The sequence below is a fragment of the Methylocystis rosea SV97 genome (assembly GCF_000372845.1).
Lineage (GTDB): Bacteria > Pseudomonadota > Alphaproteobacteria > Rhizobiales > Beijerinckiaceae > Methylocystis > Methylocystis rosea.
In genome coordinates this window covers 1,605,615-1,630,022 of record NZ_KB889963.1, presented here as the reverse complement: position 1 = coordinate 1,630,022, position 24,408 = coordinate 1,605,615, and the positions used below count along the sequence as shown (strand labels likewise).

25 protein-coding genes are annotated in these 24,408 nt (G+C 64.1%); 16 read left to right on the top strand and 9 right to left on the bottom strand.

Annotated elements, in window-relative coordinates; genetic code table 11:
- From A3OO_RS21365 to A3OO_RS0108495, 3 genes are all read right to left on the bottom strand, one after another.
- Nucleotides 1–630 carry an LPS assembly lipoprotein LptE gene (locus A3OO_RS21365; RefSeq protein WP_342446754.1) on the bottom strand — a complete coding sequence of 210 codons (630 nt, stop codon included), beginning with the start codon at nt 628–630 and terminating at the stop codon, nt 1–3.
- Nucleotides 617–3,253: a leucine--tRNA ligase gene (gene leuS / locus A3OO_RS0108500; RefSeq protein ID WP_018407414.1), complete on the bottom strand. Its 2,637-nt coding sequence runs from the start codon at nt 3,251–3,253 to the stop codon at nt 617–619. The genes A3OO_RS21365 and leuS overlap by 14 nt, the downstream gene beginning before the upstream one ends.
- Nucleotides 3,254–3,398: 145 nt before the next feature.
- A complete protein-coding gene (locus A3OO_RS0108495) occupies nt 3,399–3,962 on the bottom strand; it encodes an HdeD family acid-resistance protein (protein WP_018407413.1) in 564 nt (187 codons plus the stop codon).
- Nucleotides 3,963–4,151: 189 nt separating this feature from the next.
- On the opposite strand from A3OO_RS0108495, the gene A3OO_RS0108490 reads away from it, so the two are divergent.
- Complete coding sequence (locus A3OO_RS0108490) at nt 4,152–4,823, top strand: YggS family pyridoxal phosphate-dependent enzyme (protein ID WP_018407412.1); 672 nt, start codon at nt 4,152–4,154, stop codon at nt 4,821–4,823.
- A 220-nt stretch (nt 4,824–5,043) separates the two neighbouring features.
- Here the strand turns inward: A3OO_RS0108490 and A3OO_RS0108485 are convergent, their stop codons facing one another.
- The gene (locus tag A3OO_RS0108485; protein ID WP_026222810.1) at nt 5,044–5,586 is read right to left on the bottom strand and encodes a L,D-transpeptidase family protein; all 543 of its coding nucleotides are present in this window, start codon (nt 5,584–5,586) and stop codon (nt 5,044–5,046) included.
- Between the two features lie 80 nt (nt 5,587–5,666).
- On the opposite strand from A3OO_RS0108485, the gene A3OO_RS0108480 reads away from it, so the two are divergent.
- From A3OO_RS0108480 to A3OO_RS0108460, 5 genes are all read left to right on the top strand, one after another.
- A complete protein-coding gene (locus A3OO_RS0108480) occupies nt 5,667–6,299 on the top strand; it encodes a winged helix-turn-helix domain-containing protein (RefSeq protein WP_018407410.1) in 633 nt (210 codons plus the stop codon).
- Nucleotides 6,300–6,371: 72 nt separating this feature from the next.
- A complete protein-coding gene (locus A3OO_RS0108475; RefSeq protein WP_018407409.1) occupies nt 6,372–6,842 on the top strand; it encodes a cyclic nucleotide-binding domain-containing protein in 471 nt (156 codons plus the stop codon).
- A gap of 134 nt (nt 6,843–6,976) precedes the next feature.
- Complete coding sequence (locus A3OO_RS23985; protein WP_018407408.1) at nt 6,977–7,453, top strand: hypothetical protein; 477 nt, start codon at nt 6,977–6,979, stop codon at nt 7,451–7,453.
- 134 nt (nt 7,454–7,587) lie between these two features.
- A complete protein-coding gene (locus A3OO_RS0108465) occupies nt 7,588–9,228 on the top strand; it encodes an alpha-D-glucose phosphate-specific phosphoglucomutase (RefSeq protein WP_018407407.1) in 1,641 nt (546 codons plus the stop codon).
- A gap of 68 nt (nt 9,229–9,296) precedes the next feature.
- Nucleotides 9,297–10,616 carry a DUF3422 family protein gene (locus tag A3OO_RS0108460; RefSeq protein ID WP_018407406.1) on the top strand — a complete coding sequence of 440 codons (1,320 nt, stop codon included), beginning with the start codon at nt 9,297–9,299 and terminating at the stop codon, nt 10,614–10,616.
- A 27-nt stretch (nt 10,617–10,643) separates the two neighbouring features.
- Here the strand turns inward: A3OO_RS0108460 and A3OO_RS0108455 are convergent, their stop codons facing one another.
- Nucleotides 10,644–10,901 (bottom strand): exodeoxyribonuclease VII small subunit, encoded by a 258-nt coding sequence (locus tag A3OO_RS0108455; RefSeq protein WP_018407405.1) that lies wholly within the window; start codon nt 10,899–10,901, stop codon nt 10,644–10,646.
- Between the two features lie 33 nt (nt 10,902–10,934).
- The gene (locus tag A3OO_RS0108450; protein WP_040573749.1) at nt 10,935–12,347 is read right to left on the bottom strand and encodes a cation diffusion facilitator family transporter; all 1,413 of its coding nucleotides are present in this window, start codon (nt 12,345–12,347) and stop codon (nt 10,935–10,937) included.
- Between the two features lie 116 nt (nt 12,348–12,463).
- On the opposite strand from A3OO_RS0108450, the gene A3OO_RS0108445 reads away from it, so the two are divergent.
- From A3OO_RS0108445 to A3OO_RS0108435, 3 genes are all read left to right on the top strand, one after another.
- Nucleotides 12,464–12,904: a VOC family protein gene (locus A3OO_RS0108445; protein ID WP_018407403.1), complete on the top strand. Its 441-nt coding sequence runs from the start codon at nt 12,464–12,466 to the stop codon at nt 12,902–12,904.
- Nucleotides 12,905–13,336: 432 nt separating this feature from the next.
- The gene (locus tag A3OO_RS0108440; protein ID WP_040573748.1) at nt 13,337–13,696 is read left to right on the top strand and encodes a hypothetical protein; all 360 of its coding nucleotides are present in this window, start codon (nt 13,337–13,339) and stop codon (nt 13,694–13,696) included.
- 105 nt (nt 13,697–13,801) lie between these two features.
- The gene (locus A3OO_RS0108435) at nt 13,802–14,443 is read left to right on the top strand and encodes a DedA family protein (protein ID WP_018407401.1); all 642 of its coding nucleotides are present in this window, start codon (nt 13,802–13,804) and stop codon (nt 14,441–14,443) included.
- 17 nt (nt 14,444–14,460) lie between these two features.
- Here the strand turns inward: A3OO_RS0108435 and A3OO_RS0108430 are convergent, their stop codons facing one another.
- Nucleotides 14,461–14,952 carry a DUF2244 domain-containing protein gene (locus A3OO_RS0108430; RefSeq protein WP_018407400.1) on the bottom strand — a complete coding sequence of 164 codons (492 nt, stop codon included), beginning with the start codon at nt 14,950–14,952 and terminating at the stop codon, nt 14,461–14,463.
- A gap of 48 nt (nt 14,953–15,000) precedes the next feature.
- On the opposite strand from A3OO_RS0108430, the gene nth reads away from it, so the two are divergent.
- On the top strand, nt 15,001–15,702 hold the full coding sequence (gene nth / locus A3OO_RS0108425) for an endonuclease III (RefSeq protein WP_018407399.1): 702 nt from the start codon (nt 15,001–15,003) through the stop codon (nt 15,700–15,702).
- Between the two features lie 294 nt (nt 15,703–15,996).
- On the opposite strand, the gene A3OO_RS0108415 is transcribed toward nth, so the two are convergent.
- Nucleotides 15,997–16,473 carry a hypothetical protein gene (locus A3OO_RS0108415; protein WP_018407397.1) on the bottom strand — a complete coding sequence of 159 codons (477 nt, stop codon included), beginning with the start codon at nt 16,471–16,473 and terminating at the stop codon, nt 15,997–15,999.
- Between the two features lie 148 nt (nt 16,474–16,621).
- Nucleotides 16,622–17,470 carry an ATP-binding protein gene (locus A3OO_RS0108410; RefSeq protein ID WP_026222809.1) on the bottom strand — a complete coding sequence of 283 codons (849 nt, stop codon included), beginning with the start codon at nt 17,468–17,470 and terminating at the stop codon, nt 16,622–16,624.
- 311 nt (nt 17,471–17,781) lie between these two features.
- Here A3OO_RS0108410 and A3OO_RS0108405 point away from each other — a divergent pair, with 311 nt between their 5' ends.
- From A3OO_RS0108405 to A3OO_RS0108380, 6 genes are all read left to right on the top strand, one after another.
- Nucleotides 17,782–20,739, top strand: coding sequence for a bifunctional [glutamine synthetase] adenylyltransferase/[glutamine synthetase]-adenylyl-L-tyrosine phosphorylase (locus A3OO_RS0108405; protein ID WP_018407395.1), 2,958 nt, complete (start codon nt 17,782–17,784; stop codon nt 20,737–20,739).
- A 125-nt stretch (nt 20,740–20,864) separates the two neighbouring features.
- Complete coding sequence (locus tag A3OO_RS0108400; RefSeq protein ID WP_026222808.1) at nt 20,865–21,767, top strand: peptidylprolyl isomerase; 903 nt, start codon at nt 20,865–20,867, stop codon at nt 21,765–21,767.
- Between the two features lie 244 nt (nt 21,768–22,011).
- Nucleotides 22,012–23,259: a bifunctional glutamate N-acetyltransferase/amino-acid acetyltransferase ArgJ gene (argJ, locus tag A3OO_RS0108395; protein ID WP_018407393.1), complete on the top strand. Its 1,248-nt coding sequence runs from the start codon at nt 22,012–22,014 to the stop codon at nt 23,257–23,259.
- Nucleotides 23,260–23,277: 18 nt separating this feature from the next.
- Nucleotides 23,278–23,406: a hypothetical protein gene (locus A3OO_RS24555; RefSeq protein WP_018407392.1), complete on the top strand. Its 129-nt coding sequence runs from the start codon at nt 23,278–23,280 to the stop codon at nt 23,404–23,406.
- Between the two features lie 67 nt (nt 23,407–23,473).
- Nucleotides 23,474–23,995 (top strand): carboxypeptidase-like regulatory domain-containing protein, encoded by a 522-nt coding sequence (locus tag A3OO_RS0108385; protein ID WP_018407391.1) that lies wholly within the window; start codon nt 23,474–23,476, stop codon nt 23,993–23,995.
- A gap of 17 nt (nt 23,996–24,012) precedes the next feature.
- Nucleotides 24,013–24,405 carry a (deoxy)nucleoside triphosphate pyrophosphohydrolase gene (locus A3OO_RS0108380; RefSeq protein ID WP_018407390.1) on the top strand — a complete coding sequence of 131 codons (393 nt, stop codon included), beginning with the start codon at nt 24,013–24,015 and terminating at the stop codon, nt 24,403–24,405.
- Nucleotides 24,406–24,408: the final 3 nt, after the last annotated feature.

Below are 24,408 nucleotides of genomic sequence, written 5' to 3'. Positions count from 1 at the left end.
TCAATAGCGAACGACGGCGGGAGCCGGGACAGACGACAGGCGCGTGGCGAGCACGGTGGCGATTCTGGTGCGGATCGAATCGGCGATGACCCGCGCGTTACGGATCTCTGCATCGCGTGCGGCGCGCACATTGGAGAAGCGGTTCGAGAAACGATCGTAGCTCGCGACGTTGAAAGCGATGCCTTTCGTGACCTCCACCTCATCAGGGATGGTGACGAGCCGATATTCGGCGTCGACGATCACCGTCGCCGACGTGGCGCGGCCGGTCACGGTGTCGAGAATCGGCGTCTGCACGCGCTCGCGGAGCACAACCATCAGCCTATAGTGCGGCGGCGGCTGCGAACCGGTGCCGTTCAGGCCGAAAATCAGCTCATTTCGGACATAGTGGCCGAGCCGCTGCGGAATTTCGTCGACCGCGATCGACTGCAGCTCGGCCGCCAGCGGCGCGGAGTCGAGCCCAAATCCTGCCGGCGCATAAAGCGGCTGGATGCAGCCGGCGAGCGGCAGGGCGAGCAGCGCTGCGCACATCATCGCCAAGCGCCGGAACCGGGCAATCGGCAGGTCGGCAGTCGGCAGTCGTCCGAATGCCGATTGCCGATTGCCGACTGCCGCTTTGCTAAACGACCACATTGACGATCCTTTTCGGAACGAGAATGAACTTCCTCAGCGGCTTGCCTTCCATGGCGCGCTGAACGCCATCTTGCGCCAAAGCCTCTTTGCGAATCGTTTCTTCGTCGGCGTCATGGGCGACAAGAATTTCGGCGCGCTTTTTGCCGTTGACCTGCACCGGCAGGCTTATCATCTCCTGGGCCAACAGGGTAGGATCGGCCGCCGGCCAAGACGCTTCAGCAACCAGACCTTTGTGGCCCAAATCGGCCCAGCATTCCTCGGCGACATGCGGCGTCATCGGCGCGACAAGCCGAATGAGCGCGTCCGCCGCCTCGCGGAAGGCGAAGGCGAGATCGTCCGGAACGGGCGTTTCGGTCACGGCGTCGAGCGCGCTCGTCAGCTCATTGGCGAATTCGCGGATGCGGGCGATAGCGCTGTTAAACCGCAGCCGCTCGATATTTTCGCTCGCCTGGGCGATCGAACGATGCGTCGCCTTGCGCACGGCGAGCGCGAGATCGTGAAAGGCCGCCAGCGGCTCGGCACCAACGGGCGCGGCCACATGCCCCAGTTCGCCGGTCAGCCGCCACAGGCGCTGCACGAAGCGCCATGCGCCCTGCGCGCCTTCGTCCGACCAGATGACGTCGCGATCGGGCGGGCTGTCGGACAGGACGAAGAGGCGCGCCGTATCCGCGCCATAGCTCGCCACGATATCGTCGGGATCGACCGTGTTCTTCTTCGACTTCGACATTTTTTCGATCGGGCCGATGCCGATCTCCACGTCGCCGTCGACGAGAAAGGCGCGGCGGCCGCCGTCCTTGGCTTCGATCCGGACATCATACGGCGCGACCCACTGGCCGTCCGGCGCGCGATAGGTCTCATGCACGACCATGCCCTGGGTGAAGAGGCCGGCGAAGGGCTCCGCCACCGCGGCGTGGCCGCTGTCGCGCATGGCGCGCGCGAAGAAGCGCGAATAGAGAAGATGCAAAATCGCGTGCTCGATGCCGCCGATATATTGATCGACCGGCAGCCAGCGCGCGAGCGCCTCGGCGCTCGCCGGCGCCGTCTCATTATGCGGATCGGCGAAGCGGGCGTAATACCAGGACGAGTCGACGAACGTGTCCATCGTGTCGGTCTCGCGCCGCGCCGGCACGCCGCAAGTGGGACAGGGGACATTTTTCCAGGTCGCGTGGCGATCGAGCGGATTGCCGGGCTGGTCGAAGGAGACGTCGTCGGGCAGCCGCACCGGCAGATCGGCCTCGGGAACCGGCACCGGGCCGCAGGTCTCGCAATGGATGATCGGGATCGGGCAACCCCAATAACGCTGGCGCGAAATCCCCCAGTCGCGCAGCTTGTAATTCACCTTCCGCTCGCCTTGGGGATGGCCAAACAGCGCCGTCGTCGTCAGACGGTTCGCGACGTCGTCCTTCGCCTGCGGCACGGTCATGCCGTCGAGAAAGCCGGAATTGACCAGCCTCCCCTCGGCCTCGAAGGCTTCGCCGCTTGTCGCAATCTGCTTTTCGAGCTCTTGAGGAACGAGGTCTTCCGGGCAGACGACGACCTTGAAGCCGAGTTCATATTTCGTCGCGAAATCGAGGTCGCGCTGGTCGTGCGCGGGGCAGCCGAAGATCGCGCCCGTGCCGTAGTCCATCAGAATGAAATTCGCGACATAGACCGGCAGCGTCGAGTTCGGGTCGAACGGATGAACGACGCGCAGCCCCGTGTCGTAGCCCATCTTTTCCGCGGTCTCGATCGCTTCCGCGGACGTCGCGCCGCGCCGACACTCCTCGGCGAAGGCGGCGAGCGCCGGGTCCTTCTGCGCGGCGGCCTTCGCCAGCGGATGGTCCGCGGCGAGCGCGACGAATTTCGCTCCAAACAGCGTGTCGGCGCGGGTGGTGAAGACTTCGATTTCTTGTGTTGCTCCGAGCGGCTGGGCGAGCGCGAAGCGCACGAGCATGCCTTCCGAGCGCCCGATCCAGTTGCGCTGCATGAGCCGCACTTTGTCGGGCCAGCGCTCGAGATCGTCGAGCGCGGAGAGCAGCTCTTCCGAATAGTCGGTGATCTTGAAGAACCACTGCGTCAGCTCGCGCTGCTCGACGAGCGCGCCCGAACGCCAGCCGCGGCCGTCGATCACCTGCTCATTGGCGAGCACGGTCATGTCGACGGGGTCCCAATTCACTTTCGACTTCTTGCGGTCGACGATGCCGGCTTTCAGGAAATCGAGGAAAAGCTTCTGCTGGCGCCCGTAATATTCGGGATCGCAGGTCGCGATCTCGCGCGACCAGTCGAGCGACAGCCCCAGCGTTTTGAGCTGCGCCCGCATCGCCGCGATATTGGCGTAGGTCCATTGCGCCGGATGCGCGCCGGTCTGCGCCGCGGCGTTTTCGGCGGGCAGGCCGAACGCGTCCCACCCCATCGGATGCAGGACGTCGAAACCCCTGGCGCGCATGAAGCGCGCGATGACGTCGCCCATCGAGTAATTGCGCACATGGCCCATGTGCAGCCGACCCGAGGGATAGGGAAACATCTCGAGCACGTAATATTTGGGCGCGTCAGCGCCGGCGCCTGCCTTAAAAGACTGTTTTTCTTCCCAAATCTTTTGCCAGCGCGGCTCCGACTCGGCAAAATTATAGCGTTCGGGTCTCATTTTGCTGGCGCGTCCGGTCAAAAGGCTTGCGGGATTGTGCCTCTAATGCCGGTCGGTCGGAGGGATGTCAAAGGCAGGAGCCGTTCGCAGAGGCGCGAAAAAGCTCGGGGGCCGCAAGCACGGCCCCCTACAGTTCGCCATGAACTCAGGCCTTCGCCGAAAGCCCGACGGTGATCCAGCTGACGCCCTCGAAGATCAGATTGATCGCGAGGAAGAGGCCAAGGATGTAGAGGCCCGACATCGGCCACTGGGCCAGGATCATGCCGCCCAGCACGATGCTGATCACTCCCGAGAACGCCACGAGGCCCCACGGGCCGACGTCGCGGATGTGCCAGGCGAGGATCAGCTTGAACAGGCCGGCGGCGATCAGCGCGACGCCGATGATCGCCGTCAACGACACCGCCGCGAGCAAGGGATCGCGGAAGACCAGAAAGCCCGCGACGATCGTGATAAGCCCGATCGCTCCCCAGAGCAGCGCCCTGGTCCAGGGCCGGATCTGAACGGCCGTGATAATCTCCATCGCGCCGGCCACGAGCATCGCCGCGCCGACATAGAACACGGTCACGAGCGTGGCGGTCGTGACGTCGTAGAGTGCGAACAATCCGCCGATGAGCATGAGCGCGCCAAGCGCGACGATCCATCCCCATTTGCGGCGCAGATGATGCAGATGCATCGAGCGCCCGTCGTAAGTCAGGCTGTCATTGACCATTATCGGCCTCCAATTCGGTGGGAACAATCCTTGGTAGGCGGGACGCGTTTCTCAATAATGAACGTGTGCGACAATCCCGCCCTTCCGCCCGCCGGAAGCTTAACGCGCCGGACTGCACGAAGTTCCGCGCTGCGAAGGCGTAAAACATTCGGCGCTTGACCCGGCCGCTGAAATCGCGATTTTCGCGCCATGGGAGCCGCCGATCGCCTTGAATCGACTCGCGAAGCGATTCGCCGCGCTGCAGAGGACTGTGGCCGCGATCCTGGCGCCATTCGCCTCGTCTGCGTCACCAAGACCTTTCCGGCCGAGGACGTGGCGCCGCTGCTGGAAGCGGGCCATCGCATTTTCGGGGAAAACCGCGTGCAGGAGGCTTTGTCGAAGTGGCCGCCGTTGCGTGAAAAGTATCCGGACATCGAATTGCATCTCATCGGCCCGCTGCAGTCGAATAAGACGCGCGACGCGGTCGAGATCTTCGACGTCATAGAGAGCGTCGACCGCGAAAAGATCGCCAAGGCGCTGTCCGAGGAAATCGACAGGACCGGCAAGCGACCGCAGCTTTTCGTGCAGGTCAACACCGGCGCCGAGCAGCAAAAGACCGGCGTCCTTCCCGAAAACGCCGACAGCTTTCTGGCCGCCTGTCGCGACGCTTATGGGCTGCAGATCGAAGGGCTGATGTGCGTGCCGCCGCTCGACCAGCAGGCCTCGCCGCATTTCGCGCTGCTCGCCGACATCGCCGCGCGCAATGGAATCGCCGAACTCTCCATGGGCATGAGTTCGGATTTCGAACTCGCGATCCAGTTAGGGGCGACCTATGTCCGGGTCGGCTCGGCGATCATGGGCGAGCGCGACTATCCCGCGTGAGACGGCGGCCCCTCCCAGACTCGCGCGGATGATGGCGGCCCGGGCCCCCACCCCAGCCCTCCCCCGCTCCGCGGGAGAGGGAGTTAGGTTCGGCGTTTCATCAGCACTGGCGTCACGCTTCAACGCTGCGGTCGCGCCATTCAATCCCCCGAATGCCGCTCGTTAGCGTCCCCTCTCCCGCGAAGCGGGGGAGGGACAGGGAGGGGGGCCGTTACGGCGCCTATCCGATCAACAGCGAGACCTTGCGTCCCAAACGTGGCAGAAGCCGCGCCATGTCGCGGGCGCGCAATGCGACGCAGCCGGCTGTGGGCGAAAGATCATCCGTGGCGATGTGAAAGAAAATCGCGCTGCCGCGACCGCGCACCCGAGGACGAAGATTATAGCCCACAACGCCGACGGCGTCATAGAGCGCGTCCTTGCGCCACATTTCCTCATGGCCGAGGCGCGACGGCGCCCGCAGCGGTTTGTTGTAAAGGAAGGAGCGCGGATCGTCGCACCAGAGATCGTGCGGCCGGGTGCGCCGCCATGGCAGACGCAAGGGCGCGGGCGCGCGCAGGTAGAAATAGAGGAGCGGCCAACAGCCGGCCGGACTCGCGCCGTCGCCTTCGCGCTTGTTGCGCACAACGCCGCTGCGGCCGAGCGCGCAAGGAAGAACGAGCGAGCCGGCGATCAGCCTTCCCTCGTGCGGGCGGCCGCCAATGCGCCGCGCGACGCGCAGCAAGTCCAGTTCGGCTGGTTTCGTCCGGTTCGTTCGTAGAGGCATGATACGTTATATGCGCCGCGCGCCGGCGCGTCCGAGCGCTATAGCAGGAATATCCTTTTGACGCGGAGCGCCACCAACTGATGTCCCTTTCGCGCACTTTGAGCATCGCCGCCAACGCCCCGTTGCGGGCGATGCTCGTCGAGCAATTCGCCGCGCTCGGCCGCTATGCGCTGCGCGACGGCCAGCTCGGCGCGCCGGGAGACGATTGGCCGGATGCGGCGATCGTGGACGAATCCCATTGCGACCCCAAAGCGCTTGCCGATGTGCGCGCGCGGGGCTGCAGGACCCGCGTCGTGCTCATCGCCGATGAGCCGAAATCGCCGCCGCTGGGGGTCGACGCCGTCGTGACGCGTCCCATCCGCTTTGCGGAATTGGTGGCGCTCATCGATTCCGCGCCGGCGCGGGCCGCAGTCGGCCCCTATCATTTTGAGGCCGGGGAACTCCGGGCGCCTTCTGGCGCGCGCTTGAAGCTGACCGAAAAAGAGACGGCGATTCTCGCGAGGCTGGCGCGCGCCCATGGCGCGGCGGTCTCGCGCGAGGCGCTGCTTCGCGACGTGTGGGGCTACGGTCCGAATATGTCGACCCGGACGCTGGAAACGCACATTCATCGTCTAAGACGCAAACTCGAGCCATCGCCCGAACAGCCGCGCTGGCTCAAAACGCAAGGCGACGGTTACCGGCTCGCCGCCAGCGAAGAAGACCCCGCGTCTTAACGCTTACGCCACGCTTACGCCCCGCCGCCAGCGCATGTAGAGATAGCGCGGGGGACGCCGAACAAAAATGACATGACGCTGGACGACGATATCGACAATCTCGCGCGCATCCCTCTCTTTTCGATCTTCGAGCCGAACGCCCTGCGTATGCTCGCGCTTTCCGCAGAAACGCGCCTGCTGCGCGCCGGCGACGTCCTGTTTCGACGCGGCGAAATATCGGACGGCGGCTATGTGCTCACCGTGGGGTCCATCGAGCTGACCGCCGCAAACGACGGACATCCTCAGTCGAAGATCGTCCGGCCCTGGACGCTGATCGGCGAAACCGCCCTCCTCGCGCCCTCGACGCGCCCCGCCGGCGCGATCGCGCAGGAGCCGGCCACGGTGCTTAAGATTCTGCGGCCATTGTTTCATTTGATCTTGGAGCAGCATCCGGCGACCGCCGCTCGCGTGCGCGACTTCTTTCGTTGCAGGCTTTTGGATTTCATCCACGATATCGGCGCCGAGGCGTCGGCGACTGACAGCGACGTTGGCCGCTTAAGGTAAACGCCAAAAAAAGTCACGTTTCAGCCTCTCGCAGCGGATCAATTTGCGCCTAACTAAGTTGTTAGTGCAGCGTGAGCTCCAGAGGAGCGCGCGACGCCGCGCGGCGGGACACCGCGCCAGGAGGAGGATGAACGATGCGAAAAGGCCTGAAATTGGCGCTGTCCGGCGCGCTCTGCAGCGCGACATTGGCGACCGCCGTTCCGGAAGAAGCGATCGCCGGGCCGATGAGCGCGCCCGATCGGTCGATTGTCGCACCTTCGAGCCCGGTCGAAAATGTTTGGTATCGTCGCGGCTGGGGCAATCGCGGCGGCTGGGGTTATCGCGGCGGCTGGGGCCGGCGCTACGGCTACCGGCGCGGCTATTACAACCCCGGCGGCGCCATCGCCGCAGGCGTGGGCCTCGGACTTCTGGGCGCCGGCCTCGCGGCTTCGAGCGGTTATGGCGGCTACGGCTACCCCTATGGCTATTACCCGGCCGCCTACAGCGGATGGGGAGATCCCTGGGGCGGCTGGGGCGGTGGCTGGGGCGGCGGCGGCTGGGGAGGCGGCTGGGGCGGCGGTTGGGGTGGTGGCTGGGGCGGCGGCGGCTGGGGCGGCGGCTGGGGCTGGTAAGCTCAACATTTCTCCAGGCAGTCTAAACGGCGGCGCGTGACTCGCGCCGCCTTTTTGCCGTTGCCGAAGACGAATTATAGAAGCGGACGCCGCGCCCCCGCGGCGCCGACAAACTCGCGAGGCCTCCGCTCCAAATGGGGAATTCACAGGCGACCACCATCGCAACGACGCCGTTTGCTGATCAACGCCCGGGCACATCCGGCCTGCGCAAGAAAGTCGATGTCTTCAAGCAGCGCCACTATCTTGAAAACTTCATTCAATCGATTTTCGACAGTCTGGAGGGCTATCAGGGCGCAACGCTCGTGGTCGGCGGCGACGGCCGCTATTACAACCGCGAGGCGATTCAAAAGATCCTGAAGATCGCCGCGGCTAACGGCGTCGGCCGCGTCATCATCGGACAAAGCGGCATATTATCGACGCCCGCAGCGTCGGCGCTCATTCGCGCGCTTATGGCCTTCGGCGGAATCGTGCTGTCCGCCAGCCACAACCCCGGCGGCCCGCACGGCGACTTCGGCGTCAAATATAATGTCGCGAATGGCGGTCCGGCGCCCGAGAAGGTGACGGACGCCATTTATGCGCGCACGCGCGAGATTACCTCGTTCAAGATCGTCGAAGCCCAAGACGTCGATATCGACAGGCTCGGCGAAACGCGCGTCGGCGACATGCGCGTCGATGTCGTCGACAGCGTGGCGAATTACAAAGCGCTGATGCAGACGCTCTTTGATTTCGATCGCATCAGCGACGCTTTTCGGTCGGGCTTCACCTTCACATTCGACGCCATGTCGGCCGTCACCGGCCCCTACGCGCGCGTGCTGTTCGAAGAGGATCTCGGGGCGCGGCCGGGCAGCGTCATCAATGCGACGCCGCTGCCCGATTTCGGCGGCCATCATCCCGACCCCAATCTCGTCCACGCCAGGCATCTTTATGATCTCGCCATGTCGGACGCCGCTCCGGATCTTTGCGCCGCGTCGGATGGCGACGGCGACCGCAATCTCATCATCGGCCGCGGCCGTTTCGTCACGCCCTCGGACAGTCTCGCGATCCTCGCCGCCAACGCCACGATTGCGCCTGGCTATCGCAAAGGCGTCACAGGAATTGCGCGATCGATGCCGACAAGCGCCGCCGCCGACCGCGTCGCGGAAAGGCTCGGCGTCCCGCTCTACGAGACACCGACGGGGTGGAAATATTTCGGCAATCTGCTCGACGCGGGTCTCGTGACGATCTGCGGCGAGGAAAGCGCCGGCGCGGGCTCCGACCATGTGCGCGAGAAAGACGGGCTATGGGCGGTGCTGTTCTGGCTCGACATTCTCGCGGCGCGCAAAGAGAGCGTCGACGCCATCGTCCGACAACATTGGACGACCTATGGGCGCAATTATTATTCGCGTCACGACTATGAGGAAGTCGCAAGCGACGGCGCCCATGCGCTGATCGACGCGCTGCGCCAACGTCTGCCGACTCTCAAGGGCCAATATTTCGGCGGCCTTGAAGTCGCGACGGCCGATGACTTCGCCTATCACGATCCGGTCGACGGCTCGGACTCGAAGCATCAGGGCCTGCGGGTGATTTTCACTGATGGCTCGCGGATCGTTTACCGGCTATCGGGCACCGGCACGGCCGGCGCGACGCTGCGGGTTTACATCGAGCGCTACGAACCCGATCCCGCGCGGCAGCATATGGAGACTGAGGCGGCGCTCGCCGATCTCGTAGGCCTATCGCGCGAACTCGCCGACATCGAACGCTATACGCAGCGCGCTGCGCCGAGCGTCATCACCTGAGCCGCAGGCCGCGAATAGGATTTAGTCGCGTGAATGATGCAGCCCGCCAATGCGAGCCAAGAGACGCAATGGAAATCAGCGAAGACGAACCCAAGACTCTCAGCGAGCATCCATTTCGCGAGGCGGTTCTCGCGGAACTGCACGCGCGGCCGTTCCTGCCGCTCGACGCGCCGCGGCGCATCTATCACTACGCCTTCGCCACCGACCACGAAGCGGCGGCCGCCGATCGTGAAGCGATCAGCGCGCTCGCGCTCGCGCATGGCGTGCTGGCGCCGGATCCGGGCGCGCGATTCCACTACTTTATCTTTGGCGATTGGCGGCTTCGCTGGGAGCAACATAGCGAATTCACCACCTACAGCTGGTCGACCGGCGTCGGCGCCGATATCCCCTTCGCGCATGCCGACCCGTTCAAAGCGGGCGAAATCTCCTTTACGCCGCCGGGCGTTCTCATCGTCGCGACGCAGCTCTGCGTCGTCGACGGCGCGCGATCGGTCGAAGAGCTTGCATCCTATTTCAATTCGCAGAGTCTCTGCGTCGTCGGCGTCGAAGATCGCGACGCGCAGGTTCTGACCGACTTCGCCGTCGACGCGTACGGCTTTACGCGCATGATGATCCGCAGCAAGGCGCTGCCGCGTTTCGAAGCCGGCCGTCTCGCGCAGCGGGTCCTCGAGATCGAAACTTATCGTACGATGGCGCTGCTCGGCCTGCCGCTCGCGCGGCAAGTGTCGCCGCAGCTCGCCAACATGGAGCGAGAGCTTTCGGGCATCACCGAAGCGCTGAACGAAGCGCATGACATGCGCGTCAATTACCTTTTGCTGAAGCGGCTCTCGGACCTGCTCGCGAGCAGTCAGGCGCTGTCGACGCGCACGGCCTTCCGTTTCGACGCGAGCCGCGCCTATCGCGCGCTGGTGAAGAACCGCCTCTCCCAGCTGCAGGAACGGCGCGAAGGACAATATGTGACGATTTCTGATTTCCTCAATGCGCGCCTTGATCCAGCGATCGAAACCTGCAACGCCGTCGAGGCGCGCCAAATGCGCTTCTCGGCGCAGGTCGAGCGCGCGACCGATCTGATGCGCACCGGCATCACGCTGGAGATGGAGCGGCAGAACGGCGCGCTGCTTGAAGAGATGAACCGCCGCACGCGGTTGCAGATGCGGCTCAACCGCATCGTGCAGGGAATCACGATCGCCGGACTCGCCTATTTTCTCACTGGACTCTTCAGCTTTGTCGCCAAGGGGCTCAAGGCCGCTGGCGCGCTTCCGCCGCAGGTTTCCGCCGATCTCGTCGCCGCACTGGCGATGCCGATCGCCGTGCTCATCGCGATCGCGTTCATGGCCCGCGTCCTCAGATTGTCGCGAGAGGCGGCGGAGGAGGAACACTTGGATTAACGCTTGGATTAGCACTTGGATTAACGTCTATTCGACGTCGAAGGGCGCGACTCCTGTCGGCTGGCCGTTTTCGCCAAGCGTGATTTTCTCGATGCGGGCTTCGGCCTCGGCGAGAAGCGCCTCGCAGCGCGCCTGCAGCGCCTTGCCGCGCGCATAGAGCTTCACCGACTCGTCGAGCGAGACGGCGCCTTTCTCCAGGTCGCCGACGATGCGCTCGAGCTCCTGCATCGCCTGTTCGAAAGGCATCGAGGCGATGTCAGCGGCGGCGTCCGACTGCTGTGTCATGGCGTCTCTCATAGACGAAGCGGGCATCCTTGGCTATGCGGCGGCTGAGCGATCGCCCGGCTCGGCGCGGCCGACGATGCGCAGAATCGATGGAAATTCCTCGCGTGTGCGGCGCTCGATTTCGTCGAGCGCATCATGGGCGCTTTGCACGGAGACGGCCACGTCGAGACGGCAGCGGAAGTTGACGACGATGCCTCCGGCCGTTTCGCGGACTCGCACGTCCCGCACTTGCGCCGGCGGTCGGGTCTGAGCGGCGACGCGCGCGAGCGCCGCCTCGATGGCCCCAGCAGTTGCGGGATCGGCGACCTGCGCCGCGAGCAATTGCAGCTCGAGCGGCTCGATATGCGTGTCGACTTCGGCGTCGGCGCCGAATTCGTCGCGCAGGGCGCTCTCGAAGTCGGCGGCGATCGCATGCGCGCGGCCGAGCGGCATGGCGCCATCGAGTTCGACGTCGACGCCGATCGATAGCCGGCCCTCGATCTGCTGGGCGATGACATGATGGGCATGGATGTGGCGACGCGCCCCAACCAGCAGGATGCGTTCCGCGATCGTTTCGTCGTCAAGCGCTCGCGGCTCAATCGACAGTGTGACCCGGGCGCGCGGCGTGACTCCGGCGATCGCTTCTGCGACGGCCGATTTGATGCGCGCCGCCTGTTCGACGCGCAAGCCGCGCGAAACGCCAATCGTCGCTTCGCCGACGATGTCAGGGCCAATCGTGCGCAGTCGCAGCGAATCGATCGCGATGACGCCCGGCACGTCGACGATCGCCCTCTCGAGATGCGGCGCCATTTCGCGTGGCGCGGCGTCGAGCAAAGTGTCGATGGTGCGACGGCCCAATCGAAAGCCCGCGACGGCGATGAAAACGGCGACGCCCAAGGCGGCGAGCGCGTCGCCGCGCTCGAACCCGTAATGCGCCGCAACGAGACCGAGCAGCACCAGCGCCGATGACACCAGATCGCTCGAAAAATGCAGCGCGTCAGCGGCCAGAGCGTCGCTGCCCTCTTCCTTTGCGATCCGCCGCAACTGCCGCGAGCGAACAAAATCGACGATGATCGAGACGACCAGAACGCCATAGATCGGCCAGCCGGCGTCGATCACGACATCCGTCTCCTGCAGCCGCCTCCAGGCTTCGCCGACGATGAACAAGGCGAGGCCGAAGAGGAAGCCGGTTTGGATCAGCGCGGCCAGCGCCTCATATTTGCCATGGCCATAGTGATGTTCCTCGTCCGCTGGCTTCTCTGCTTCGCGCACCGCGAAGAAGGTCAGCACTGTCGCGCCAGTGTCCACGAAGGCGTGCCCAGACTCGGACAGCAGCGCAAGCGAGCCAGACCACAGACCGGCCGCGAGTTTCGCCGCCGCAAGCAAAGCGCTGGCGGCGATCGACGCCTTGGCGGCCGCCAGCTTGACGCTCGTCGCCGCTCGAGGAAGAGCCTTCGTCTCGGTCACGTCGATAGGCACCTATGTTTGGGGAGCGCCAGCGCTCTAGCAGGCGCTCGGCGTGGGCGCAAATCCGCGCCATGGCACGCTATTATTACGGCGGACGCATCAGATAGGAGCCGCATATGAGATTTCTGCACACCATGATCAGAGTCGGCGACCTCGACCGCGCGCTGGAGTTTTTTTGCGGCATGCTTGGTCTGCAGGAGGTGCGCCGCACCCAGAACGAGAAGGCCCGCTATACGCTCGTCTATCTCGCCGCGCCCGAGGACGTCGCGCAAGCCAAGGAAAATGGAGCGCCGACGATCGAACTCACCCATAACTGGGACGAACATGCGTATGCCGGCGGGCTGAATTTTGGTCACCTCGCCTTCGCCGTTGAGAATATTTACGACGTCTGCGCGCGACTGAAGGCGGCGGGCGTGACGATCAATCGGCCGCCGCGCGACGGCCATATGGCCTTCGTGCAATCGCCGGATTTGATCTCCATCGAGTTGTTGCAGAAGGGCGCGCCGCTGCCGCCAACGGAACCCTGGGTTTCGGCGCCCAACATCGGCGCTTGGTAGAGGCAAGGCTACTGCGGCGCCACAGGATCTTTTGCGCCGCAGCTACGAATTTTTCAGCTTCTCGGAACTATTGCTCTAGCCACGAGTTGAGTCCCGAGTCGTGCTGCGGCCTCAGCTCGGCTGATCACTATGTTGTTGATATACCGGCGAACTTCGTCGTGAAGCTGTCACGGCCTTCAGTTAGAAGGCAGCAGCGCGCGGCATGGGAGCAAAGTCTCTCGGCTTTTGCGCCGACAGCCTTGTTCGCCGGGTTGAGAGATCCCGTCCGATCGTCGGACGCGGAATTTTTTCAGCACTCATACAGATAACGTTCAGCTTGACTGGATAGCTTGGCGGGTACGAACGCCCCAACGGGCGTGGACACTGTCGCGGAGATAAACCGCGGCCAACAAAGGGTTCCGAAACATGGAACGTCCAAGGGCGGAGGTCGTCATGGTCATCGTGGATCTGATCAATTCCTGCTCGAACGACAAGGTGGCGCATGCCGCCCTGGCTTGCATTGGCGGCGGCTTCGCCGAGCGCGTACGCGCCGCGGCTGAAGAGAAAGGCGTCAGCGTTGGCAGATTCGTCGCGATGGCGGTGCGCGATTTCGCGAGCCGGTCGGATGAAGCCGCGCAGGAGGCGCTTCGGGCCAAGGTTGTCCGCGACGACCAGCCTTTGCTCCGAGGATTGCGGGAGGTCCTTCAAGTGGCGCTGGAGCGCGACCCCTTCGTCTTTGACAGCGAGGCTATGGCAGCGACGCCGCCCTACGCCTTCAGCGCCGCGCGAGAGAACGCGCTGCAATATCACTGACCCTTTCGATTGACGTCCTAAAAATGGCGGCCTCGCTTCGGCGACGTCGCCATTTGCGCATTTAGGCCTACATGAGAGTGGCATAGGACACTTTCCGGGCCAGGGATGACGCATTTTCTCGATCAGTCTCAGATCGCCGCGATCCTCTCGACCTACGGCTATTGGGCGATCTTTATCGTCGTGGCTCTGGAAAGCGCCGGCATACCGCTGCCTGGAGAAACCATGCTCGTCGGCGCCGCAATCTACGCGCGGCTGTCCGGAGCGATCGCCATTGAAAATATCGTCGTAGCCGCCGCTGCGGGCGCGATCGTCGGCGACAATGTCGGTTATTGGCTGGGGCGGGAGTATGGAACGAAGCTTCTCGAACGTTACGGCCATCATGTCGGGCTCGGGCCGGAAAAGCTGCGCCTCGGCCAATATCTCTTCTATCGTTGGGGCGGCGCGATCGTTTTTTTCGGCCGCTTCATCGCGTTGCTGCGCATTCTCGCGGCCTCGCTCGCCGGCGCAAACCATCTGCCGCCAGGCCGCTTCTTCGTCTATAACGCGACGGGCGGCGTCGTTTGGGCGTGCGTGTTCGGCTTTGGCGCTTATTACCTCACCGCTGGCTTCGAAAAAATCGAGGGCCCGATCGCCATGGCGCTCGTCGGCGGACTCGTCATCGGGCTGTTTGTGCTTTGGCGCTACTATAAGCGGCACGAGGCGCGGCTGATGCGGGAAGCCGACGCCATGCTGAGCCAGCGACGCTAGATCCGCTCATGTCCGTTCTAGCCGAAACGGGCGCCCATGCGCGCGTCGATGAGCGCGCGGTTCAGTTCCCGCGCCAGCTCCGCTTTCTGATCCGGCCCTAAAAAGGCGCCGATCTCGATGCATTCGCCGCGCGAGATCAGCGCCACCCGCTCCGTCCCGAATTCTTCGTGGACCGTCTGTTCCAGCCGCACCCAAGAAGGGTTGAAGCGCCATTCCTTTCGCTGTCCGCGCGCGCCGATTTGCGCGAAAACCAGCTCCAGCGGCGTAAGGTCGAGCGTCTCATGACTGCGGGCGGCGTGGAAGCTTGCGCGGAAGGCGAAATAGAGTCCGACCGCGTCGAGGCCCATGAAGCCGGCGACGGGCCAGGCGCCCATGAAGAAGAAGGGCAGCGCAAACAGGGCCTGTCCGAAACAGAAAATCACGATGAAAAGGTAGAAGGCGTGCGGCGTCATCGACCGATGCGGCGTCAGCCGCGCTTCGTAAATTTTCCGCTCGAAGGGGTCGGACATTTCTCCTGCCGGCTTTGTCCCTCAGATTCTAAAAGTTATAACGCGCCGATGGCGGAAACAATCAGTCAGCGCGCGCGCGTCGCTAAAAAACCACGAGCCGGTCGGCGGCCGGCTGCCGCTGAAGCTGCGCGCATCGAAGAGATTTTTGCGCGTCTCGCAGCCGCGAATCCTGAACCCAAGACCGAACTCGGTTACAAAAACCCGTTTACGCTGCTCGTCGCCGTCGTGCTATCCGCGCAAGCGACCGATGCAGGGGTCAACAAGGCGACTCCCGCGCTCTTCGCGCTCGCCGACACGCCCGCCAAAATGGCGGCGCTCGGCGAGGAGCGCGTGCGCGATCTCATCAAGACGATCGGCCTATATCGCGCCAAGGCGAAAAATATCGTCGCCCTGTCACGATTGCTGATCGAACGGCATGGCGGCGACGTGCCGCGCACGCGCGAGGAATTGACCGCGCTCCCAGGCGTCGGCGGCAAGACCGCGAACGTCGTGCTCAATGTCGCCTTCGGCGAGCCGGTGATCGCGGTCGACACGCATATTTTTCGAGTCTCCAACCGGCTGCCGCTCGCTAGCGGCAAGACGCCCGAAGAGGTCGAAGCAGGACTCGCGAGGATCACGCCAGAGAAATATCTGCTTCACGCGCATCACTGGCTCATTCTGCACGGACGCTATGTGTGCAAGGCGCGCACGCCAGAATGCCCGCGCTGCCTGATCGCCGATCTCTGCCGGTTCAAAGCCAAGACGCTCTGATCTTCCGATCCTTGCAGCCCTACGCGCAATAAGGACAAAGTCACAGACGCTCGGCGGGCGACGTGGGATTGTTTAAAATCAAACCCAAGGGCCGAACGCCGTCGGAGAGGAATCGCGATGAATTACAAAATGGCGATCATCATTATGGGCGGGTTGCTGCTTGTCGCCGCCATGATCCCCTATGCCTACCAACCGCGATGCGCGACTGCGGAATGCACGCCGGAGCGTCCGTATTAATCCGCCAGACGGCGATCCGAGACGCCTGCCGTGCAGGCGTCTCGCAATGTTCTCGCGTCAATTGACCTGGCAGGTCGACTCATATCTTCCGCAGGCCCGGGCGTCGCCTCTGTCGCAGCTCTGCTTCCAGGTCCGGCAACCCGGCTTTTTCCACGGCTGGCTTTCAAATTCGCTCGTCCGTTTACGTACAGGCACGCAATTATCCGTTTCCGGAACGGGCCGCGTTCCGGGCGGGCAGCCATGCATCGAATGGCCTTCCTCGCCGCGACCCGGCCGCTGTCGCTGGCCGCTGTCGACGCAGAACTTCTGGGAGATGAAGCACGTCACCCTCCCGCCGTCTCGGCAAGAAGACGTGGCGGTTTGATAATGAACATTGCTGCTGCCGTAATTGCCTTCGAGCCTTCGAACCTCCACCAGTCCCTTGTTGTTGGCCTTTGAAAGCGCTTCGTCTCTGGAATAGCCGCTGGCCGAAGCCTGCAACACCCCGCAGAAAGCAAAGGCGCTTCCAGAAAGAGAAACCAGCGAGAGAAACATTGTGGTCGAGATAAGCGCAATACGTCTGAAGTTCATTCTGCCCCCCATTTTAGCCCAGCTCAGGCTAAGCCTGACGCGGCGCGAAAGCTAGCAAGCGCGAAAAAAAACCGGGGCGAAGTCAGGCGGGACGCGTAAACGCCGGACGATGCTAGCACAAATCCTTCCCCAGTCGCCCCGCGAGATCCTGCACGAACTGCCAGGCGACACGGCCCGAGCGCGCGCCGCGGGTGATCGACCATTCCAGCGCCTCGGCGCGGATCGTCGCTTCTGGCGCGCCGAGGCCAAAATGACCGGCGTAGCCGAAGACCATCGCCAGATAGTCGTCCTGGCTGCAATTGTGAAAGCCGATCCAAAGCCCGAAGCGGTCTGAGAGCGAGATTTTCTCCTCGATCACCTCGCCGGGGTGGATGGCGGTGGCGCTTTCGTTCTCCATCATGTCGCGCGGCAACAGATGGCGGCGATTCGACGTGGCGTAAAACAGCACATTGTCCGGCCGCCCTTCGACGCCGCCTTCGAGAGCGGTCTTGAGCGCCTTGTAGCTCGTCTCCGCGCCGTCAAACGACAGGTCGTCGCAAAAGACGATGAAGCGGAAGGGCGCCTGCGCCAGCGCGCCGAGCAGCGTGGGCAGCGCTTCAATATCCTCGCGATGGATTTCGATGAGTTTCAGGCCCTTCTCGGCCAGCGCGCCATGAATTGACTTCACCAGCGAGGATTTGCCCATGCCCCGCGCGCCCCACATCAGCGCGTTGTTGGCGGGCAGGCCTTGCGCGAAGCGGCTGGTGTTGGCGAGAAGCATGTCGCGCTGACGGTCGACTCCCTTGAGCAGCGCCAGATCGACCCGATTGACCCGGCTGACGGGATGGAACGCCTCGCCGGCGGCGCGCCAGACGAACGCCTCGGCGACGGAGAAATCCGGCGCGGACGGCTGCGGCGGGGCCAAGCGCTCCAGCGCCCCGGCGATGCGGGCGAGCAACTGCGCGACATCCTCTTCCGACATGAAATTTTTCTCATCATATGGCGCCAGGCTCTCTCGTCCTTCGAGATGCGTGCTCCGCACGCTCCTCAGGATGAGGGAGCTTGTAGCTCGCGTCAGTCCGTATGCGAGTGATGGCGTCAAGCCCTTTGATTTCGCGGAACCAAGGCCCCCTCATCCTGAGGAGCGCCCGTAGGGCGCGTCTCGAAGGACGAGGGGGCCTGCTCCTTTTCCCATTGACGACCGCTTGTCGACTCTCAAAGCTGATTTAGGGGGATAGCCGGATTATATCCCGGCGCAAAGCCGCTTTCTCGCTGCCCAAAAAGGAAGGTTCCTTGACGTCAAACGCCAACGCCCTTTTGGACCGCGCCAAGGTCGTCATTCAGCCTCTCGACGCGCAGAGGGCCGAAGAGGCGCTCGCCCGCGTGTTGGAGAAGGACGGAGCCGCCGATAGCGCGCTGGCGGCGCTTTTGCTGGAGCGGCCGCAAGCGCGCGATCTGCTGCTCGGCGTGTTCGGCTCGTCGCCCTATCTGACCGACCTTTCCGCCCGCGATCCGGCGCGGCTCGCCCGCATCCTCATCAGCGATCCCGCGCAGCGCGTCGAGGCGCTGATCGAAGAAACGCGCAACATCGAAACCCAAGACGAAGCCGAGCTGATGCGCCTGCTGCGCCTCACAAAGCAGGACGCCGCGCTCGTCATCGCCCTCGCCGATCTTGCCAAAGTCTGGGACATGCCGGAGGCGACGCGAGCGCTGACGCGAATCGCCGACGCCACGCTTTCCGCCGCCATTCGCTTCACGCTGCGCGCCGCCGCGCTCGCCGGCAAGATCGAACTCGCCGATCAGCGCGACCCCGAACGCGGATCGGGTTGGATTTTTCTCGGCATGGGCAAGGGGGGCGCCTTTGAGCTGAACTACTCCTCCGACATCGATCTCATCGTGTTCTTCGACCGTTCGCGCGCGCGCCTCGCCGACCCATCGGAGGACGTCGATTTCTTCGTCAAACTGACGAAGCGGATCGTGCGGATCATGAGCGAGCGCACCGTCGATGGCTATGTGTTTCGCGCCGATCTGCGGCTGCGTCCCGACCCGGGCGCGACGCCCATCGCCATCCCGCTCGAAGCGGCGCTGAGCTATTACGAAAGCATGGGCCAGAACTGGGAGCGCGCCGCCTATATCAAGGCGCGGCCGGTCGCGGGCGACATCTTCGCCGGCGAACAATTTCTGCAGGAGCTCGCGCCCTTCATCTGGCGCAAATATTTCGACTTCGCCGCCATCGCCGACGTGCATTCGATCAAGCGGCAGATTCACGCGCATAAGGGACATGGCAAGATCGCCGTCGCCGGTCACAACATCAAGCTCGGACGCGGCGGCATTCGCGAAATCGAATTCTTCGTGCAGACGCAGCAGCTCATCACCGGCGGTCGCGATCGGCGCCTGCGCGGGCGCTCGACTCTGGCGATGCTTGACCAGCTCGTCGAGAGCGGCTGGGTGGCGCGCGAGGCGCGCGACGATCTGCGCGAAGCCTATCTCTTTCTGCGCGACGTCGAGCATCGCATTCAGATGGTCGCCGACGAGCAGAGGCACACGCTGCCCGAGACTGAAGACGGAGTCGCCGTCATCGGCGCCATGATGGGCTTTTCAGGCTACGCCGACTTTGCCGAAGCGCTGCTGAAGCGGCTCGACGTGGTGCAGAGCCATTATGCGAAACTCTTCGAAAGCGCGCCGCAGCTCACCTCGTCGGCCGGAAATCTCGTCTTCACCGGCGACGACGACGATCCGGGGACGATCGAGACGCTCGCCAATATGGGCTTCGCCAACCCCAAGACGGTGACGGCGACCATTCGCGGCTGGCACTTCGGCCGCTATGCCGCGACCCGCTCGACCATCGCGCGCGAACGGCTGACGGAGCTGACGCCCATCCTGCTCGAAGCCATCGCCGCGACGGAGAACGCCGACGCCGCCTTTCTCGCCTTCGACAGGCTCATCGCAAAACTGCCGGCAGGCGTGCAGCTCTTTTCCCTGCTCGTCTCGCAGCCGCGACTTCTCAAACTGCTTGCCGCAATTACGGGCGCGGCGCCCAAGCTCGCCGAAACAATCTCCCGGCGCCCGCGCGTGCTCGACGCGCTCATGGAGCCGGCTTTTTTCGAGACGGTGCCGACGCAAAGCGAATTGGAGGAACGCCTCGCCTCGCAATTCGCCGAGGCGCGCTCCTATGAAGACGCGCTCGACCGCGCCCGCATCTTCGGACAGGAGCAGAAATTCCTCATCGGCGTACGCATTCTGACCGGATCCGTGTCGGTCGCTGAGGCCGGCTTCGCTTATACCCGCCTCGCCGAAACGCTGATCGCCCGGCTCTTCGCGCGCGTCTGCGAGGAATTCGCCAAAACGCATGGAACGATCGATGGCGGCGCGTGCGCGGTCGTCGCCATGGGCAAGCTTGGCGGATGCGAGATGACGGCCGCGTCCGATCTCGATCTGATGCTGCTCTACGACGCCGACCCACTGGCGGAATCAAAGGGTGGCGGACGGCCGATTTCAACGCAGCAATATTACGGCCGTCTCACGCAGAGGCTGATCAGCGCCCTTTCCGCTCCTACGGCCGAAGGCCTGCTCTATGAGGCGGATTTTCGTTTGCGCCCTTCCGGCAACAGCGGACCGCTCGCAGTAAGTCTCGCCGCCTTTTCGGATTATCAGGCCCATGAAGCGTGGACATGGGAGCACATGGCCTTGACCCGCGCCCGCGTCGTCGCGGGTCCTGAGGCGTTCACACAAAGCGTCGAAGCGGCGATCCGCGTGGCGCTGACGCGTCCGCGCGACGCGCAAAAACTCAAAGACGACGTTTTGTCCATGCGCCGGCGGATCGAAAAGGAAAAGGGCGCGACAAGCCCTTGGGAATTGAAGCAGGTTCCCGGTGGATTGATCGACGTCGAGTTTGTCGCGCAATATTTGATGCTGCTGCATGGCCCGCAGCGTCCTGAGCTTTTTTCAACGAACACAACAGTCGCCCTGCAGCGTGTAAAAGACGCCGGGTTTATCGACGCCGGCGCGGCGGACGCGCTGGCGGAGGCCTCAAAGCTCTACCAAGGGCTGACGCAATTGCTGCGGCTTGCCATCGACGACGCTTTCCGTCCCGCCGACGCCCCACGCGGACTGGCGGAGCTGTTGCTGCGCGTCGGCGACGCGCCAGATCTTTCCAATCTGGAAGCGCTGCTCGCCGATACGCAGAAGAGAACCCGGGAAATTTTCACGAGCGTCGTCGGAGAGGTCGCCGAGCGCCCGGTTTCGGCGTAGCCGGGAGTTGTCAGAACCGGCTCCTCGGGCATAGATACGCCGGATTCCTCGCGCAGGAGCATTTTCCGCCGGCGGCGACGGCCGCTTTTGTTCAGGGCCGGCCCGGCCTCTTTTTGGAGCACATCATGTCTCACGCCCGCAAGAATGCGCGTTCTCTCGCCCGTGCCGCGCTCGGAGCGACCGCGCTCGCCGCCCTGCTGGCGATGAGCGCCGTCGGCGCGACATCTGCGGTCGCGAAAACCCTCGCCAAGGTCAATGGCGTCGAGATCACCGACGAGGACCTGAAGCTTGCGATGGAGGATCTTGGCGCCGCCATTCCGCGTCAGCTCGAAGGAAAGGCGCGTGAAACCTATGTGCTCGACTTCCTGATCGACGAGCAGCTCGTCGTGCAGAAGGCGCAGGCCGACAAGCTCGCCGAAACGCCGGAATTCGCCAAAAAGCTCGCCTATTTGCGCGACAAGGCGCTGATGGAGACGCTGCTCGGCGACGTCGCCAAGAATGCGGCGACTGCAGCGGCCGTCAAGCAGACCTATGACGAAGCGGCGAAAAACCAGAAGCCCGAAACCGAATATCACGCGCACCACATTCTGGTGCCGACCGAAGAAGAGGCGAAGGCCGCGCTGAAGCGCATCAAGGCCGGCGAGGATTTCGGCAAAGTCGCGACCGAACTTTCCAAGGACCCCGGCGCCAAGGGCGGCGACCTCGGCTGGTTCACGAAGGACCGCATGGTGCCGGAGTTCGGCGACGCGGCGGCGAAGATGGAGCCGGGCCAGGTCTCCGATCCGATCAAGACGCAATTCGGATGGCACGTCATTAAGCTCGACGAGAAACGCCCGAAAGTCTTCCCGCCGCTCGATGAGGTGAAGGATCAGGTCGCCCGCTACGTCGTGCAGAAGGCGCAGAGCGAACTCGTCATGAAGTTGCGCGACGGCGCCAAGATCGAACGCGCCGACGCGCCGGCCGAGGGCTCTCCCGGCGCCAAGCCCGCTCCGGCGCAGAAGCCCGCCGAAGCGCCGAAGAAGAAGTAGGCGCCCAGGCGCCCTCGCCCTTTTCTGAGGGCAGGCCGACTGGACGGACAGAGCGGCAGATCCTGAATAAGGGGCTGGCCTACGCAGCAGCGAGGCCGGTCCCTCCCCCTCTTACGGCCCATCTCGTGCGACATGATTTCGATGCGCGAGGTGACAAAGCAGGTCCGCCGCCAGTCACAGCCTTGACGCGCGACTCGCGCAGGGTCCAAACCGCGCAGATCAACTCCGACTCTCAGGGCTGAAAATGGCTCACGACGCTCCCGTTTCACCGCTCGCGCCAACATCCGCGCCCGAAATCCCGCCGCTCGAGGGCGTTCGCTTCGCCGTCGGCGCCGCGGGCGTGCGCTACGCCGGACGCACCGATGTGATGCTGGCGTTGCTCGATCCGGGAACGACGGTCGCGGGCGTCTTCACCAAATCCAAATGTCCCTCTGCGCCGGTGGACTGGTGCCGAGACCGGCTCAAAGGCGGCAAGGCGCGCGCACTGCTCGTCAATTCCGGAAACGCCAACGCCTTCACCGGCAAGACCGGCGCACAGGCGGTCAAATTCTCGGCGAAGCTCGCCGCCGCGGCGACCGGCGCGCCCGAACGGCAGATTTTTCTGGCGTCCACGGGGGTCATCGGCGAGCCGCTCGACGCGCATAAATTCGATGGCGTGCTGGAGAGGCTCGCGCAGGAGGCGCGGCCCGACGGCTGGCTGGACGCCGCGCGCGCCATCATGACGACCGACACCTATCCGAAACTTACCACCCGGACGACGACGATCGCCGGCGTCGAAGTGACGATCAGCGGCTTCGCCAAGGGCGCGGGCATGATCGCGCCCGACATGGCGACGATGCTCGCCTTCGTCTTCACCGACGCCGCCGTCGGCGCCGAGGCGCTGCAGGCGCTGCTTGAGAGCGGCGTAAAGGGCAGCTTCAACGCCATCACGGTCGACGGCGACACGTCGACCTCAGACACGCTGCTGCTCTTTGCGACAGGCGCGGCGAAGACGCGAGGCGCGCCGAAGATCGAAAAGGCGAGCGACAAGCGACTGATCGAATTCAAGCGTGCGCTGGACGCCGTGCTGCTCGATCTCGCCCATCAAGTAGTGAAGGACGGCGAAGGCGCGCGCAAATTCGTTGAAGTGACGGTGACGGGCGCCGATAGCGCCAAGGCGGCGAAGCGCGTCGCCTTCTCCATCGCCAATTCGCCGCTTGTGAAGACGGCGATCGCCGGCGAGGACGCCAATTGGGGCCGCATCGTCATGGCCGTCGGCAAGGCCGGCGAGAAGGCCGACCGCGACAGGCTCGCGATCTGGTTTGGCGGCGTGCGCGTCGCCCACAAGGGGGTGCGCGACCCCGAATATGACGAAGGAGAGGTTTCGCAGATCATGAAGCGCGACGACATCGTCATCAACGTGGATCTTGGACTCGGCAAAGGCGCGGCGACCGTGTGGACCTGCGATCTCACCAAGGACTATGTCGCGATCAACGGCGATTACAGGAGCTGATCCGCCGGATCGGGCGCGATGACCATCGTGATTCCCGACCTCGCGCCAGCGACGGCGGCTGAGCGGTCGCTGTGCGTCGCAGTCGTCAGAACGATGCATGACGTGCTAGATTGCCTCATCGCCGCCGAAGCCGCCTCGCCGGTCTGATCCGGAGGCGTGCGGCGTCGGCGCAGGTCCAAGTGTGTGATCTGCGTTCTCGTGGAGCGTTATTGTCATGCGTTGCGTCAAGCTTCTCTTCGTGGCGCCGCTCGCCCTGCTTTCAGCCTGCAACGCCGCGCGCGGCCCCTCGCCAGGCGTCGGCTTCGATCCGTCGCAGGCGAATTACATCAGAGCGCCCGGCAGGGGCGTCATCGCCGGACAGGCCTTTCTGCGCGATGGCTCGGGGCAATCGAATGTGCGCTACGCCGCGGGCGAAACCGTGAGGCTGATACCGGCCACGACCTATGCACAGAGCCGCATCAAGAATTTTTACGGCTCGGTGAAATTCCTCCCGGCCGCGTCAATCCCGAAGGTCGAGCCGGACACCCAATACGCCTCTCTGACCCGCACGACGACAACGGAGTCGAACGGACGATTCACCTTCGAAAATGTCGCCCCCGGACGCTATTATCTCACCACCCAGCTCATCTGGAAGCCGAAGGATGCGCCCACGCCTGAAGGCGGCGCGATGTATGAAGAAGTGACGCTCACCGGCAAGGAAAACGGCCCGGTGAAAGTCGTTCTCTCCGGCAATTGAGCGCGCCTGTGGCTCTATTGCTCGTCGTGGCGGCGGCGCTCGTCGACGCCGACAACCGCGTGCTGATCGCGCAACGTCCCGAAGGCAAGAAGCTCGCCGGTCTGTGGGAGTTTCCCGGCGGCAAGCTAGATCCCGGCGAGCGGCCGGAAGACGCTCTCGCCCGCGAACTCGAAGAAGAACTCGGCGTGCGGGTCTGCGCGCCCTGCCTCGCGCCTTTGACCTTCGCGAGCCACGCCTACGACGACTTCCATCTTCTGATGCCGCTCTACGTCTGCCGTAAGTGGGAGGGCTTTGTTTCGCCGATGGAGGGACAGGCGGTGAAATGGGCGCGCGCCCGCGATCTGCGCAACTATCCGATGCCGCCCGCCGACGCGCCGCTGATTGGACCGCTGATCGATCTGCTGGGCTGATCG

Excerpts from the sequence above, each read along its gene's own strand:
- A3OO_RS0108455 (WP_018407405.1), bottom strand. The coding sequence starts at position 10,901 with ATGACACAGCAGTCGGACGCCGCCGCTGACATCGCCTCGATGCCTTTC.
- argJ (WP_018407393.1), top strand. The coding sequence starts at position 22,012 with ATGGCTCACGACGCTCCCGTTTCACCGCTCGCGCCAACATCCGCGCCC.
- A3OO_RS0108430 (WP_018407400.1), bottom strand. The coding sequence starts at position 14,952 with ATGTCCGACCCCTTCGAGCGGAAAATTTACGAAGCGCGGCTGACGCCG.
- A3OO_RS0108490 (WP_018407412.1), top strand. The coding sequence starts at position 4,152 with ATGGGAGCCGCCGATCGCCTTGAATCGACTCGCGAAGCGATTCGCCGC.
- A3OO_RS0108410 (WP_026222809.1), bottom strand. The coding sequence starts at position 17,470 with ATGTCGGAAGAGGATGTCGCGCAGTTGCTCGCCCGCATCGCCGGGGCG.
- A3OO_RS0108385 (WP_018407391.1), top strand. The coding sequence starts at position 23,474 with ATGCGTTGCGTCAAGCTTCTCTTCGTGGCGCCGCTCGCCCTGCTTTCA.
- nth (WP_018407399.1), top strand. The coding sequence starts at position 15,001 with ATGGCGGAAACAATCAGTCAGCGCGCGCGCGTCGCTAAAAAACCACGA.
- A3OO_RS21365 (WP_342446754.1), bottom strand. The coding sequence starts at position 630 with ATGTGGTCGTTTAGCAAAGCGGCAGTCGGCAATCGGCAATCGGCATTC.
- A3OO_RS0108485 (WP_026222810.1), bottom strand. The coding sequence starts at position 5,586 with ATGCCTCTACGAACGAACCGGACGAAACCAGCCGAACTGGACTTGCTG.
- A3OO_RS0108475 (WP_018407409.1), top strand. The coding sequence starts at position 6,372 with ATGACGCTGGACGACGATATCGACAATCTCGCGCGCATCCCTCTCTTT.
- A3OO_RS0108440 (WP_040573748.1), top strand. The coding sequence starts at position 13,337 with ATGGTCATCGTGGATCTGATCAATTCCTGCTCGAACGACAAGGTGGCG.
- A3OO_RS0108465 (WP_018407407.1), top strand. The coding sequence starts at position 7,588 with ATGGGGAATTCACAGGCGACCACCATCGCAACGACGCCGTTTGCTGAT.
- leuS (WP_018407414.1), bottom strand. The coding sequence starts at position 3,253 with ATGAGACCCGAACGCTATAATTTTGCCGAGTCGGAGCCGCGCTGGCAA.
- A3OO_RS24555 (WP_018407392.1), top strand. The coding sequence starts at position 23,278 with ATGACCATCGTGATTCCCGACCTCGCGCCAGCGACGGCGGCTGAGCGG.
- A3OO_RS23985 (WP_018407408.1), top strand. The coding sequence starts at position 6,977 with ATGCGAAAAGGCCTGAAATTGGCGCTGTCCGGCGCGCTCTGCAGCGCG.
- A3OO_RS0108480 (WP_018407410.1), top strand. The coding sequence starts at position 5,667 with ATGTCCCTTTCGCGCACTTTGAGCATCGCCGCCAACGCCCCGTTGCGG.
- A3OO_RS0108495 (WP_018407413.1), bottom strand. The coding sequence starts at position 3,962 with ATGGTCAATGACAGCCTGACTTACGACGGGCGCTCGATGCATCTGCAT.
- A3OO_RS0108460 (WP_018407406.1), top strand. The coding sequence starts at position 9,297 with ATGGAAATCAGCGAAGACGAACCCAAGACTCTCAGCGAGCATCCATTT.
- A3OO_RS0108415 (WP_018407397.1), bottom strand. The coding sequence starts at position 16,473 with ATGTTTCTCTCGCTGGTTTCTCTTTCTGGAAGCGCCTTTGCTTTCTGC.
- A3OO_RS0108400 (WP_026222808.1), top strand. The coding sequence starts at position 20,865 with ATGTCTCACGCCCGCAAGAATGCGCGTTCTCTCGCCCGTGCCGCGCTC.
- A3OO_RS0108435 (WP_018407401.1), top strand. The coding sequence starts at position 13,802 with ATGACGCATTTTCTCGATCAGTCTCAGATCGCCGCGATCCTCTCGACC.
- A3OO_RS0108445 (WP_018407403.1), top strand. The coding sequence starts at position 12,464 with ATGAGATTTCTGCACACCATGATCAGAGTCGGCGACCTCGACCGCGCG.